This window comes from uncultured Veillonella sp., assembly GCF_963543145.1.
Classification (GTDB): domain Bacteria; phylum Bacillota; class Negativicutes; order Veillonellales; family Veillonellaceae; genus Veillonella.
This window is the reverse complement of the sequence record NZ_CAUTZP010000001.1, coordinates 139,484-154,096: the sequence shown is the minus strand read 5'-3', so window position 1 is coordinate 154,096 and position 14,613 is coordinate 139,484. Positions and strand designations below refer to the sequence as shown.

The window sequence follows — 14,613 nt, the reverse complement described above, 5'->3', positions numbered from 1 at the left end:
TGTCTTTTATCGATACATATCGAATTAATTCTATCATTATATCAATTACTGCCTAAAAAGTAATTCATCAAGCGATTTAATTGCTCTTGATCATTGGCCCCCATTAGCTCACGTGCAGAATGCATTGCTAATAATGGTAAGCCCACATCTATGGTACGCATTGGCAACATAGCGGAAGAAATAGAACCTACCGTTGAACCGCCAGGAATATCTGAACGATTAACATAAATTTGATACTCTGCACCAGCTTCTTCACAAAGCCCCTTAGCTATAGCAATTGCTCTCGCATCGCCAGCATATGATTGGCTACATGCAATTTTAAGGGCGAGACCGTTATTTAGGGTAGGAATATTTGTAATATCGTTTTTCTCAGGATAATTTGGATGTAATCCATGCGCCACATCAGAAGAAATCATAAAGCCTTTTGAGATAAAGCTATCCATTTCTTGATTAGAATACCCTAATGCATCATAAACTCTCTTGATGAGATTTGGTAAAAGCATGCCTGCCCCACCTTGTTTTGTACGACTACCTACTTCTTCATTATCAAAGAGAATAGCACAACGTACACCATTAGCATTATGTTTACGAGCTTCAATAATACCAGACAATACGCCAAAGCAAGATGTTAAGTTATCTAATCGTGGTGCACTAATAAAATCACCTTCTATGCCAAGTACACAGCCTTTTTCAGTAGGATATAAGGTCATTTCATAGGATAAGATTTCAGATGGGTCACAATCAACCTCTTCCGCTAAGAATTGTGTCCACTCATCATATTCAACGGACGTATGGGAGAATAAACTTTCACCACACGCCCCATTTCTAACATTATTGGATTCCTTATCCTCTTTACGTTCCATCATTAGAATAGGAAGCATTTCTTTTTGACGGTTTAACTTAACACCATCGTTAACAGAGCGATTCATATGAATTGCCAAATTGGGAACGATAGCAATAGGACGTTTTGTATCTACTAGTACAGAGTCTACATCAAAAGCGTTTTCCCCTTTTAGTACAACTGTACCTGCTGCGCCTAAAGGACGATCAAGCCATGTATTTTCTATAAGACCACCGTACATTTCTACATTTAATTTTGTATACCCCTTTACAGAGGTAATAGGATTTGGTTTTACGCGGATGGCAGGAAAATCAGTATGAGCCGATGCAATACGCAATGTATACTCTGGTTTCTTGCCTATATGAAAGGCAAACAATGTAGTACCAAATACATTGACCACATACGAACCAGAATCTAGTTGCCACTCATCGTCTAAACTGAGTTCAGTAAAACCAGAATCTAACAACATTTGTAAACTTGTATCTACTGTATGATACGGTGAAGTACAAGCACCAATATATTTTAGTAATTGTTCATTATCAAACTTCATAATTCCCTCCTATGCACAAATACAATTTGTACAATATCATGAATAGTTTTAGTTTCGTTCAACTTTATAGATTATTTACGTTTATAATTTTACAATATATACATTAATAATATATTAATTACTAATATTTTATCACAAAAAAGCCGCTCCTTTTGGAGCGGCTTTCATCATATACTGTAAATACATACATCTGTAAATCAATAAAATTTACAATTATATATACTATGACCATATAAAATTATCAGTATTTCGTCTTACCACATACCGATTAATTTCATCCATACGGAACCTATGCCCATAAAGATGATTAAATTGATTACGGATGCAAAGAAACCGATTTTCCACCATGTATTTTGAGGAACATAACCAGTGTTAAAGATTACTGGGGATGGACCTGCAGCATAGTGAGTCAAGGACATACACAAGTTAGATGTGAAGGCGATCATTAACAATGTCAACATTGATGGTGCACCTGCAGAAATAGCGATTGCAGAGAATGCTACGAACATTGCAGAAATATGTGCTGTTAAAGATGCGAATACATAGTGTGAATACATATTAACAAGAACGGCCATAACAAAGGCAATCACCCAAGATCCTTCAGGGATAAAGCCACCCACTTGAACTGTGGCCCATTTAATGAAGCCTAATTTGGAAAGGAAACCGGCAAAGCCCATCAATGTACCCATCCAAACTAATGTATCCCATGCACCTTTTTCACTTTTAACATCGTCCCAAATAAGAACGCCTGTAGCAAGCAAAATAGAAATGCCCAAAAATGCAACTGTTGTAGCATCAATTTTTGTAAATTCAGATGTAGCCCACAATACTAATGCTAAGATAAATACGCCAAGCATAACCCACTCTTGGAAGCTCATTTTGCCAAGACCTTTTAATTCTTCACGAATCAATTGTTGTGCTTCGCGAGCATCTTTAATTTCAGGTGGATATATTTTGTAAATGAAGTACGGCATGATAAGCAATGCAGTGATACCAGGCACGATTGCAGCCATAGCCCAATCGCCCCAAGTAATGACAATACCAAAAGATTGAAGTGCTAAAGCAGCAACCAAGGTATTACCAGCCATGGATGTTTGGAACATAGCAGATGTAATTGTATTTACTTGGTAAATAGATTCCATCAAGAAGGAACCGATTTTACGAGGACCCTCTTGTGGCTCAGAACCAAAAGCTTTTGCCAAGCTTGTCGTAATCGGCATGATAACGCCGCCCACACGAGCTGTGTTAGATGGTGTTGCTGGAGCCAAAATCAAATCAGATAAAGCCAATGCGTATGCTAAACGTAATGAACTGCTACCAAAAGCAGAAATCAAGTTATACGCAATACGTTTCCCCAAACCAGTTTTAATAAAGCCACGAGAGAATAAGAAAGCGCCTACGATTAACCAGATAGCAGAGTTAGCAAAACCAGAGATGCCTTCGCTAATTTTCAATGTACCTGTCAATGCAGCCACAGTAATAACAACGATGGATACGCCACCAATTGGTAATGGCTGAGTAATAAAGCCTACGATAGTAGCTACAAAGATGGCGAATAAATGCCAAGACTGAGGAGTTAGCCCCTCTGGAGTCGGAATAAACCAAAGGCCTAACCCGAAGGCCGCTGGAATAATCCAGTTTAATAGTTTTTTCATACACATACCTCCTACATAGGAAAAAACCAAAATATATAACTGCTGAAATACCAAGTCATCGCAGAATGTACCGCCAACACAATAGTTCCACTATGCTACGATGTCTTCAGTATATATCAGTAGTATGTGAAGTTAGAAATATACTTATATCTTCATATCATAAATATAATATATTGCAAAATAAAAAGATATGAGAAAAAGCTGTACATCACTAGGTATGCACAGCTTTCATTATCATATAAATCCTATTCAGGTAGAGATACGTCCTCTAAGTTTGTTTTTTCGATAGACTCAATATCACCTTTATCGCAAAGGTTTGCAATAGTTGGATCAATTGGTAACCGGTTTAACAATAAGAGACCGTATTTTTGAAGGATTTCTTCAATGTGGCTTTCACCAAAGATTTGGTAATCCTTACCGTTATCTGGGCAATGGAAGTAAGAGTAGTTTTCCACTACACCAATAATAGGCACTTGCATTAAATCAGCCATTTTTACTGCTTTTTCAACAATCATGGATACCAAGTCTTGAGGAGATGTAACGATAATAATACCATCCAATTTCAAGGATTGGTAAACTGTAATCGCTACGTCACCTGTTCCTGGCGGCATATCAACGAATAAATAATCGATGTCTTTCCAAATTACATCTGTATAGAATTGTTTTACAACATTGCCTAGAATAGGACCACGCCATAAAACAGGATCTGTATCGTTTTCCAAAAGGAGGTTAACAGACATAACGTCGATACCGCCTTTAGATTTTACAGGATACATGCCAATTTCGTCTGCATATGCTTTTTCCTTGATGCCGAACATCTTAGGAATGGAAGGACCTGTAATATCCGCATCGAGGATACCAACTTTGTAACCTTTACGTGCCATTGTAATGGCCATCAAGCTTGTAACGGAAGATTTACCTACGCCACCTTTACCAGATACGACGCCGATTACATGTTTAACAGAACTAAGCTCGTGTAATGGAGCTGTAAGATCTTGAGGTTGTTGAGGAGCGCCGCCACCGCAACCAGAAGATTGAGATGGGCATCCGCCACAATCACTGCTGCTACCGCAACCCATAGTATACACCTACTTTCTTTGAGGAACTTCCTCATATCTATATGTAAAATCTTTTTTCTATATGGTAAATACAATGTATTTACTGTTACATTGTATCATGTCATATCAAACTTTATCAATATATTACTCGCCACAGAATTCTTTAGTTAAAGCACCTAGAATTTCCATGCCCTTTGTTATTTCTTCTACAGTGGGTACCGTATAGCTTAAGCGGAACGCATGACCTTCCCCTGCTCCATCTGCTGCAAAGGCACCACATTTAATAATCCCTACATTACGATCCATACAAGTTTCAAAGAACTCATCACAATCTACATTCTCAGGCATAGTCATCCATGCAAACATACCGCCTGTAGGCTGAGTTAAATGAACTTTAGAACTTGCATACTTTTCAAAAGCGTTAAGTAAGGCGTCGCATTTCATTTTATAAACTTTACGCACATTATCTAAATGTGCATCATAGTCGATAGTATCAAGAACCTTTGCTACCACCTTTTGAGTGACTAACGGCATTTGGCCTGCTGTATTATTCTTTAATGCTTGAATAGCTTCAATAACTTTAGTTGGACCAAATAAGAAACCTACACGTAATCCCGCAGACAATGTTTTGGAATAAGAACCAGCATAAAGAACGCGATCTTCTGTATCAAAAGATTTAAACGTCGGAATGTATTCTCCAGCAAATCGAATTTCACCATATGGGTCATCTTCATAGATAAACAAATCATATTTAGATGCAATAGCGTAAATCTCCTTACGTCGTTCTAACGGCATAGTAATGCCTGTTGGATTTTGAAAGTTAGGAATGAGATAAATATATTTTCCCTTGCCAGATTGAGCGGCTTTTTCTAATTCACTTGGAATCATGCCGTGCTCATCTGTTTTAATGCCTAATGCTTTACCACCCATGTTTCTTACAGAATTTATGGCACTGGTAAAAGTAAACTCATCCATGTACACTTCATCGCCTGGTTCTAATACAGTAATCGGTACAAGTCCTAATAATTGACCAGCCCCATTAGATATAATGAGGCCTTGACCTTCTGGGTTCATCTTATGTGTTTTTACTAAACGTTCCAATGTAAGTTCAGCTAATCGTGCATCGCCTTGCATGGGCCCATATTGCAAAAGACTCATAGGATTAGAGTGAACCACTTCGTCAAAAGCCTTTTCAATAACTTCTACAGGAATTGCTTCAGGTGCAGGATTACCAATACCAAAGCTAATAAAACCTTCTACCCCTACACCGCGTTCGAATACTTCACGAATAAAATTAGGACCTTTTAAGGTTACCCGTTCAGGAAGAGAAAAGCTCATACTATTGCCTCTTTCATATATAAAAAGTTCAAAATTTTAAATAAGATTAGCAATTATTACGCCTTAGGATCGTGCTCTTGTTCAGCATTTTTCTTATCCATGTAGTTCTTGTACACCTTCCATAGTATAAAGTACACTACGGCAGCAACAACTACGATAATTCCTAAACGCCCCATATTCTCTTTGAAGTAAACTATATCGGTACCTATAGCAACTTCTAAAGCTGTAGCTGGGAACTTACCGATTAAATTCGCTAAGATATAATCTTTCGGTTTAATCTTACTAATGGCGCCTAATGCAGTGATGATACCAGACGGAAAATATGGTAAAGACCTTGCAAATAACATGACCACAAAACCATTTTTACCGGAGAAATCATCCACTTTCATCAATACCGTACTCTTCGAAATCAACTTGTCTGCTGTATCCCGCAAGAAATAACGCATAATGTAAAAGCTAATCACTACGCCAATTGTCTCAGCTAACCAAGAAATAATTATGCCTGGCCACAGGCCGAAGACTAAGCCATTAGCAGTGGAGATGAAAATAGATGGCAAGAAACCAACAGCATTGACGAAAATGTTGAGGACCATACTCATAAACATAGCCATAGGACCAAAGCTTTGAATATATTCTGCTATCTCCTCCATGGATCCGCTAGTAGCTAAATGCCACATAGTCGGATAAAACGTAGGATCTACAATATGTATGATAATTAATAGGATAATAATACCTATGCCTGCTATGAACTGTACCCAGCCCTCACCAGAAGGCTTTATATTTCTTTTACTCATATATACCTCGTATTAAAAAAACTAACTTAATTATATCACGTAGTCTATAGAACCGTTATAATTACATTAGCATAAAAATAATTAAAAGATGTATAATACTATTATAACAAGAATATTCTTAACGGAAAGAAGGTAAATTATGGTATCAGCAGGTCAATCAGCTACAGCAACTGTTACAGTAACAGAATCTAATATTGCAAAAACTATGAAATCTGGTTCATTAGAGGTCTTTGCTACACCAGCAATGTGTGCTCTTATGGAAGAAGCCGCTCAAGCAGCAGTACGACCTCATTTAGAGGTAGGTGAAGGCACAGTAGGTATCTCCCTATCTATTACTCATGAGGCCCCTACACCTTTAGGTGCTACAGTAACCGCTAAAGCAACAGTTAGCGCTGTAGAAGGCCGTAAAATTACCTTTGATATCGAAGCCTCTGATGGTGTTGGCATCATTGGTCATGGCACACATGAACGCTTTGTTATTAACAACGAAAAATTTATGGCTAAAGTAGCAACCCGAGCAAATTCCAACTAAATAGAACTAGAATATTTATCAAACAAATTTAATAACTTAATAATCCCTCTAGTGGAATAAATAACGGCATCAATCAGACGATAGATGCCGTTTCTTATTACTTTCACATTTACATAATTCAAGAAAAAATTAGCAAATTTTAACGATCCAACCTTCTGGCGCTTCGATTTCACAGTGTTGAATGCCAAGTAATGTGTCATATAATTTTTTAGTAATTGGACCCATATCATCCATTCCAGCAGGAACATTAATAGTACCTTCTGGAGTATCAATTTGGCCTACTGGAGAAATAACGGCAGCAGTACCACAAAGACCAACTTCCGCAAAGTCTTTTAATTCATCTTTATGAACAGGACGATGTTCTACTTCCATGCCAAGGTAATGCTCTGCTACATACATCAAGGAACGACGTGTAATAGATGGCAAGATGCTATTGGATTTAGGTGTTACTAATTTACCATCTTTAGTGATAAAGATAAAGTTTGCACCACCTGTTTCTTCAACATGAGTTCTAGTAGCCGCATCAAGGTACATATTTTCTGCATAACCTTTGTTATGAGCATCAGTGATGGCATACAAACTCATAGCATAGTTTAAGCCCGCTTTAATATGACCAGTACCGTGTGGAGCGGCACGATCAAAATCAGTAATACGGATTTTAATTGGTTTAGCACCACCTTTGAAATAAGGACCTACTGGTGTGGTAAAGACACGGAATTGATATTCATCAGCAGGTTTTACACCAATAACGGAATTTGTACCCATCATATATGGGCGAATATAAAGGCTTGCCCCGTGACCATATGGAGGTACAAAGTCTTTGTTAGCTTTTACTACTTCTTTTACAGCCTCAATAAAACGACCTTCAGGTAATTTAGGCATCACAAGACGTTCCGCAGACTCGTTCAAACGAATTGCATTTAGATCTGGACGGAAACATACGATATGACCATCTTTAGTATAATAAGCTTTCAAACCTTCGAAAATAGTTTGAGCATATTGGAATACACCAGCACATTCGTTTAATACAACATTAGAATCAGTGATTAAACCACCTTCATCCCATTTACCATCTTTATATGTAGATAAATAACGGTAGTCAGTTTCTACATAACCAAAACCGAGATTATCCCAATCAATATTCTTACTCATAACAATGACCTCCATGCATATTAATATACTTATAATCTTAACACTATGAGCAAGTTATTTCAACATATTCTATAGAGTTTATGATTGTTAATCACATAGGAAGTCTGTATCTTTATCGATAATAAACTTAGTTCGATATAAATCATAAGGTACATTTGAACAAGTATGATATGTAACTGATTCGACGCGACCACTACGGGCCTCATTATTTGAGCCAAAAGGTACTTTTACAAGATCTCCTTCTCGAATATCATTTCTATCCGTCCGATAGTAAAATTCTTTATCAAACTTAAAAATATAAACAGAACAATAGGTATAGATTTTTTTGTCTGACTCTTTAATGGATGGTAAAAATTCTTGCAATAATCTATCGTCTATATGAATACACATAAAACCAATCAAACTTTTATACCACGATGGTATATATCGATCAGTTAAATTTCCTATATAATAAGTATCCTCTTTATGAGTCCATTTAATCCTAACTGTTACAATGCCACCACGTGCGGGACATTTATCAAACTGATTACTTTCACCAAGAGTAAAGATATCCAAATCATATAATGTATCGCCTATGTGAAAGTTAATATCTTTTTGTAACTGATGAATCATTTCCCCATCTACATACTCACGTTGACTATTACTAGAGTGTTTAAATTGGTGACTCTTACAGTCAATAGAGATGGAAGGTATTTTCCAATCAAAGATTAAACTGTTAACATCCCCATATTCTTCATATATATTTTTACGCACGTCAATATGAATTTGTTGAATCTTGTCTATTTCACGATGGCCATCAAATAAGAGCAATCTAGGAGCACCTATTATTTGACGTATCAATACAGACAGAGCAGTCATTTCATTATCAAAGGAAAACTCATAGATAAACTTTTGACTATCATTGTTCAATAGCTTGACGCTAACATTACAATCAGCTCTATCCTCTTGAAAGAATACACAATCAGAAAATCTAGAGCCTATAAGGTTTAAAATATAATTTCTATCAGATTCACTAATTGAATACTCCTCAGTAGCAAGAGTGTCTATCTTCCCCTCATTAGCTCCCGATATATTCTTCCATTTGATACTATATACAACCCTAACGGTGTCCTTAATAGAGATATGTTGTATTTCTTTAATATAATAGTCTACACGATGAAGTTTTACTTCACTGGGAACACCATCGGGCAAACTACCAGACCACCTATCAGTACTAATAATCTCACAAGTTGCTACGGAACCTATAAATTTATCTGTCACATTTCCACCGATATACATATGGACTCCTCCTTTTATTACTTTACACAAGTATAACAAAAAGGATGTGACAAAAATGCCTCTAAAAATTATCGTCCTAACAATATTCTTTACGGACTTATTTATATTATAATTATCTTAAGATATATCTAATCATATAAGGAGGTATCTCTTATGAAAGCAACTATTAAAGATGAACTAATCTCTAATCCCAAAAATATTATCTGTATAGGCCTTAATTATGCTGACCATATTGCAGAAACTAGTCTATCTACTCATGATTTTCCAGAAATCTTCATGAAAACCTCTAATGCTCTAGCAGGCAATCACGATACGATTACTATTGAAGATGAATCCTTGCATTATGATTACGAAGGCGAACTAGTAATCATCATCGGAAAATCTGGCAAACATATTCCTCGAGAAAAAGCTATGGAACATATCTTAGGATATACCGTTGGTAACGACGTATCTGCGCGCACATTACAATTTAGAGGCTCCCAATGGATTCTCGGTAAATCGTTAGATAACTTTGCTCCTATTGGCCCTACGATTATTCCTCCCCATACATTTGATTTTGAAAACGCCACTATTACGACTACTGTAAATGGCGAAGTACGTCAACAAGCCAAATTACAACAAATGATATTTAAACCGGATGCGATTATAGAATTTGTATCTCAATATATTACACTACAGGAAGGTGATATTATCTTTACTGGTACTCCTAGTGGTGTTGTACTTGGTAAAAATGAAAGCAAATACTCTTGGTTAAAACCAGGAGATACTGTTACTGTTTCCATAAGCGGTATTGGAACCTTAGAAAACAAATTTATTTAAAATGGTTACTTTTATAAAGTATTGTATTTGTTCGTATTCTAATTATTACGATATCTAGATACATTACACTTAAATATAGGGTTATAGGACAAAAAGAGATTACTTTATGTATATCTAACTATACATAAGAGTAATCTCTTTTCTTATTTTGTACTTTGTTATTATTTCTTTTGTTATTGTCTATATTTTATATTAACTATTACTTTATTTATGCTTCGCCTCTAAGTCTAGCATATATTTCTTTCGTTCAATGCCCCCTGCATAACCAGTTAGTTTACCATTGCTACCAATTACACGATGACAAGGAATGATAATAGAAATAGGATTATGACCTACGGCACCTCCCACTGCTTGAGCCGAGAATTTCTCTTTCCCCTGCTGTTGAGCAATTTGTTTACCTATTTCTCCATATGTTGTGGTGTTACCATACTGTATAGTTTGTAATATGGACCATACAGACTTACGGAATTCAGTACCTTCTAACTGAATCGGCGGTGTTATAAAAGGGTTCTTACCAGAGAAGTATTGATCTAGCCACATAATGGTTACTTCAAAAGGACCTGTTAGTTGTTCAATATATTCCGCATCATCATAACTTGGTGCATGTGCTTCATCTACAAAAAATAAGTCTGTTAAGTAGGTTAATGTACCAAGCATAATCATAGTTCCTAATGGGCTTTCATAGGTGTATTTATAATTCATAGTACATTAACTCCTTCTTAAAGTAACAAATCATTCAACACTTTTAGAATATCATCATTAAATGGTAATGTATTATGCTGAATTTCAAATGGAATCATTTGCTTTTCCACATTAATTGGCACATATAATGCATCTATATTATCGTCTGCCATCCGCATAAATGGGTATTTAATAATCATAGGCGTATTAAATCCCACACCTAATTCTAACAATACAATAGGTTTATCTTTATGCTTCTCTACAAAAGCGCTATATCTTTTCTGCGCCGCATACCAACCTTCATCTTGAACAAAAGTGCTATCAATGCGAAGATTCATGGTCATTGGTCTCCCACATTTAGGACAATGAGGAATCAAGTGTGTAGGAATTTTCATATCTCTTTGCTCATCTACCATACGCTGTACTTGTTCTTTATTATCATAGGTCTTTTGATGACATGGCTCTGAGCACTGCCACAACCCATAATCCCCCTGCATATAGTAAAACTTATTTTTATCTACACCGGCTAATTGCATTTGATGATCTACATTTGTAGTAATGACAAAATAGTTTTTACCTTCTAATAATTTCATTAACTGAAGATAAGGTTCCCCGACTTGTATGTCATATCGATTATAGTGCGTAAGACGACTGAAAAACGCCCAATATTCTTCCAGACTTTCATAATTATAAAATCCGCCTGAATACATGTCGGTTATACCATATTTTTTGTAAAAGTCGTCAAAGTATTTGTGAAAGCGTTCCCCACTATAGGTAAATCCTGCTGCAGTTGACATGCCTGCACCTACACCGACTAATAAGGCATCCGCATTGTTAATCGCTTCTTTTACACGGTGTATATTATCCCAATAATTTGTTGTAGATGTCATAATCTATATCCTTAAATACATTAAATACCACTTGGATTTTACTATTACTTTCTTTTAAATAGTTTCTTACAGTATGGACTGCAATTTGTGCCGCCTCTTCATTCGGAAATCTGAACTCACCGGTAGAGATACAACAGAATGCAATGGAGTGTAAGTTGTAAGCATTGGCTAGTTGCAAACAGGACCGATAACATGAAGCCAATTCATTTCTCTCCTTATCTGTTACCTCTTCGCAAATAATAGGTCCCACCGTGTGAAGTACATGCTTTGCCGGCAAATTATACCCATAGGTCATACGTGCTACACCCGTTTTTTCAGGCATCTCCATATACTCAATCATTCTTGCACATTCCATACGAAGCTCAATGCCAGAAAAGGTATGGATAGCATTATCGATACATTTATGATTAGGCGCAAAACATCCAAGCAACTGATTATTGGCTGCATTTACAATAGCATCTACAGATAATCGAGTAATATCACCTTGCCATAAAAAAATTTGAGGCTCTCGCTCTTCCATATCATGAATGGTTACGGTGCCCTTTTCATGGGCCAATGTATTTAAATATTCATCCTCTACCTTCATCCACTCAGCGGGCATAGCTCCTGCAGGACGAATATTACACAAAGATCTAAAGAGCGTAAACTGCTCTTCATCACTCACAGGAATGTCTAACTGTTCGTTATGTCTCTCTTTGTATTCTGCTACTAAGCCCTCAAGTAAATAGCGTAACCGTTCTTGCTGTGTCATATGTAACTCCTTTTAGTATAGACTATACTTTTATCTATTATATAACAAAAAACTGCTAGCACATAAGATGCTAGCAGTAACTTTACTGTGATTATATTATATTAAATTTTAAGGTCTTACAAAAGCTTGACCGCCATGGTTGACGAGGATATCCCCATCTAGTACCTTTGTGGTAACGTTTTGTAAGCTACCATGGATTTGGCTCATCATAAAGCGATAGCCAGGGCTGTTTACATGTTTTGTAAGGGCTGCTTGGTCGCTATAGATTTGGATAACATACCAATGATTTTTTGCATTTCTTTCACGAAGCACATAGCCAGCCTTATACCCCGCATCATCGCGTACGGCCCGTTCAATATCAAGTTGGTATTGACGTTGTACGGTGTCCATATCATTGCTATTAACAATAAACTCTGTCAAAGTCACTATTGCCTTGCCATCATTAATAATAGATAAAGCATCTTTTTTCTCAAACAATAGTACAGACTGTACATCGTACATTTTACGATTTGTTAATTTAGAGCCTACTTCATTAACAAAGGCTTGATAATGATCAGATTTGCGATGTGTTTCAATGGCAGCTAAATCTTTATAAATCTCTACCACATAAGACTCAGATGGATTGCCTTTTACATGCGCTACATTCATGGACAATGTATTAGGTTCTTTTTCCATAGATGCTGTTAAATTAGCTACACCTACAGTATTATATGTACCTTGTAACTCAGCTGGTACTTCGAATCGATACATGTTAACACTAGGTGCTGTATCTACAGATTGATCTCGTTCCATAACAAGAGCCGCAAAGGATGTGCTCACACCTAATATAGCAATCGCAGATGCTGCTAGAATACGTTTTAATAATTTTTTAGTCATAAATACTCCTTTACATATATCTTGATAGCTTTTCAGCAAACAAACCAATACGCTTATAAGTTAACAGCTTACATACTTTTGCTGTAAAGTGTCCAAATCTACGATAAAATAAATTGAATGTTAAATATGCTGGTATTGTGCCCATAGTTTTAGGCATGCGACGAAATATATTTTTTATGGAATATAGCTCTTTATAAATCCAAAGATAACCTTTTTCTAATTCTTCTTTAGACATACCTATTGGTGATACAACTACGTGAGAAGTATTGTATTTAGATAAGTCATAATCAAAAATTCTATTTTGAGCTTCCATGCTCTTATAGAATTCAGTACCTGGGTATGGTGTAACAATATGTGATGTAATCGTATCAATTTTCTGGCTAATAATCCAATCTAACGTATTTTTAAAAGTCTCTGGTGTATCTCCATCTAAGCCGAATACAAAACTAGCATTAACCATAATGCCACGCTTATGTAATTCATTAATAAGTCGTTCAAACTCTTCACGATTATTTTGCATTTTATGAACGCTAGATAAAGATTGGGGGCTGATACTTTCAAAACCAATAAATAAACTCTGGCAACCAGTTTCTTTCATTAAATCCATCAATTCAGGGTGTTGCCCTATTTTCATAGTAACTGCTGCATTCCAGTTTAACTTCAAAGGTTTAATACGTTCTAAAAACTGTTTAGTCCAAGAAATATTACCAATAAAGTTATCATCAATAAACATAATATGTTTTGTACCTAATTTTTTAATATCTGCCAACACATCTTCTATATTACGATTAATATATTGGTGTGTTCCAGAACTATTATAGCAAAAATCGCACTTATGAGGGCAACTTCGACTGGTAGAAACAACGTTATACCATAAGTAATCAGTCTTATCTATCAAGTCATATGCCGGTGATGCAATATCAGCTCCAGATTCTAAAGGCGCAGAAACATATTGAGATTGCAAGCGACCATGTTTAGTATCTTCTATAATTTGAGGCCATGTATTTTCTGCGAAACCTATACAAAGACTATCAAATGCCTCCTTTGGTACGGTATCGAATGCTGTCGTAATATGTATACCACCAGCAATCACCTTAGCCCCTTTCTTTCTATATATAGCTGCAATTTCAATTGCTCTAGGCAATACATCTACAGTCACCGCGATGCCTACTAAATCAGGTACATCATCAAAATCAATAGCTCTAATATTTTCATTTTCAATTGTGACCTCACACTCATGACGAATAATATTAGCCACAGTTAACAACCCTAAATGTGGGGACATACGTATTTTTAAATCTGTATCCATAGGACGCTTCAACATACGTGGTTGAATTAATTTAACTTTCATAAAAAACCTCTTATATAACAAATACTCTTACATTATTATAAAAGATT

Annotated in this window: 14 protein-coding genes; 2 read left to right on the top strand and 12 right to left on the bottom strand. The window is 36.1% G+C overall.

The features are described 5' to 3' along the window. Nucleotides 1-41 precede the first annotated feature (41 nt). The 5 genes from RWZ05_RS00710 to RWZ05_RS00690 form a co-directional block, all read right to left on the bottom strand. Nucleotides 42-1,391 carry a M18 family aminopeptidase gene (locus RWZ05_RS00710; protein ID WP_314641091.1) on the bottom strand — a complete coding sequence of 450 codons (1,350 nt, stop codon included), beginning with the start codon at nucleotides 1,389-1,391 and terminating at the stop codon, nucleotides 42-44. Nucleotides 1,392-1,645: 254 nt separating this feature from the next. Further along, nucleotides 1,646-3,046 carry an anion permease gene (locus RWZ05_RS00705; protein ID WP_314641090.1) on the bottom strand — a complete coding sequence of 467 codons (1,401 nt, stop codon included), beginning with the start codon at nucleotides 3,044-3,046 and terminating at the stop codon, nucleotides 1,646-1,648. A gap of 245 nt (nucleotides 3,047-3,291) precedes the next feature. Then, nucleotides 3,292-4,125 carry an Mrp/NBP35 family ATP-binding protein gene (locus RWZ05_RS00700; protein WP_314641088.1) on the bottom strand — a complete coding sequence of 278 codons (834 nt, stop codon included), beginning with the start codon at nucleotides 4,123-4,125 and terminating at the stop codon, nucleotides 3,292-3,294. Between the two features lie 123 nt (nucleotides 4,126-4,248). Next, nucleotides 4,249-5,442 (bottom strand): PLP-dependent aminotransferase family protein, encoded by a 1,194-nt coding sequence (locus tag RWZ05_RS00695; RefSeq protein ID WP_314641086.1) that lies wholly within the window; start codon nucleotides 5,440-5,442, stop codon nucleotides 4,249-4,251. Between the two features lie 56 nt (nucleotides 5,443-5,498). Continuing rightward, nucleotides 5,499-6,236, bottom strand: a complete 738-nt coding sequence (locus RWZ05_RS00690; protein WP_314641083.1) for a TVP38/TMEM64 family protein — start codon at nucleotides 6,234-6,236, stop codon at nucleotides 5,499-5,501. Nucleotides 6,237-6,375: 139 nt separating this feature from the next. On the opposite strand from RWZ05_RS00690, the gene RWZ05_RS00685 reads away from it, so the two are divergent. Beyond that, nucleotides 6,376-6,768 (top strand): thioesterase family protein, encoded by a 393-nt coding sequence (locus RWZ05_RS00685; RefSeq protein WP_314641081.1) that lies wholly within the window; start codon nucleotides 6,376-6,378, stop codon nucleotides 6,766-6,768. Between the two features lie 129 nt (nucleotides 6,769-6,897). Here RWZ05_RS00685 and RWZ05_RS00680 read toward each other — a convergent pair whose 3' ends face one another. Both RWZ05_RS00680 and RWZ05_RS00675 read right to left on the bottom strand, forming a co-directional pair. Further along, entirely contained in the window at nucleotides 6,898-7,920 is a 1,023-nt protein-coding gene (locus tag RWZ05_RS00680) for a branched-chain amino acid aminotransferase (protein ID WP_314641079.1), read from the bottom strand. Nucleotides 7,921-8,007: 87 nt separating this feature from the next. Then, entirely contained in the window at nucleotides 8,008-9,198 is a 1,191-nt protein-coding gene (locus RWZ05_RS00675) for a hypothetical protein (RefSeq protein WP_314641077.1), read from the bottom strand. A 153-nt stretch (nucleotides 9,199-9,351) separates the two neighbouring features. Here RWZ05_RS00675 and RWZ05_RS00670 point away from each other — a divergent pair, with 153 nt between their 5' ends. Then, nucleotides 9,352-10,017, top strand: coding sequence for a fumarylacetoacetate hydrolase family protein (locus tag RWZ05_RS00670; RefSeq protein ID WP_314641074.1), 666 nt, complete (start codon nucleotides 9,352-9,354; stop codon nucleotides 10,015-10,017). A 204-nt stretch (nucleotides 10,018-10,221) separates the two neighbouring features. Here RWZ05_RS00670 and RWZ05_RS00665 read toward each other — a convergent pair whose 3' ends face one another. The 5 genes from RWZ05_RS00665 to RWZ05_RS00645 all read right to left on the bottom strand — a co-directional run bounded on the left by RWZ05_RS00665 (nucleotide 10,222) and on the right by RWZ05_RS00645 (nucleotide 14,566). Continuing rightward, nucleotides 10,222-10,719: a methylated-DNA--[protein]-cysteine S-methyltransferase gene (locus RWZ05_RS00665; RefSeq protein ID WP_314641071.1), complete on the bottom strand. Its 498-nt coding sequence runs from the start codon at nucleotides 10,717-10,719 to the stop codon at nucleotides 10,222-10,224. Nucleotides 10,720-10,736: 17 nt separating this feature from the next. Further along, on the bottom strand, nucleotides 10,737-11,588 hold the full coding sequence (locus RWZ05_RS00660; RefSeq protein WP_314641069.1) for a Sir2 family NAD-dependent protein deacetylase: 852 nt from the start codon (nucleotides 11,586-11,588) through the stop codon (nucleotides 10,737-10,739). Next, nucleotides 11,560-12,339, bottom strand: a complete 780-nt coding sequence (locus tag RWZ05_RS00655; protein WP_314641066.1) for a protein-ADP-ribose hydrolase — start codon at nucleotides 12,337-12,339, stop codon at nucleotides 11,560-11,562. The genes RWZ05_RS00660 and RWZ05_RS00655 overlap by 29 nt, the downstream gene beginning before the upstream one ends. A 108-nt stretch (nucleotides 12,340-12,447) precedes the next feature. Beyond that, nucleotides 12,448-13,215: an antibiotic biosynthesis monooxygenase gene (locus RWZ05_RS00650; protein ID WP_314641063.1), complete on the bottom strand. Its 768-nt coding sequence runs from the start codon at nucleotides 13,213-13,215 to the stop codon at nucleotides 12,448-12,450. 10 nt (nucleotides 13,216-13,225) lie between these two features. Continuing rightward, a complete protein-coding gene (locus RWZ05_RS00645; protein WP_314641061.1) occupies nucleotides 13,226-14,566 on the bottom strand; it encodes a radical SAM protein in 1,341 nt (446 codons plus the stop codon). Nucleotides 14,567-14,613: the final 47 nt, after the last annotated feature.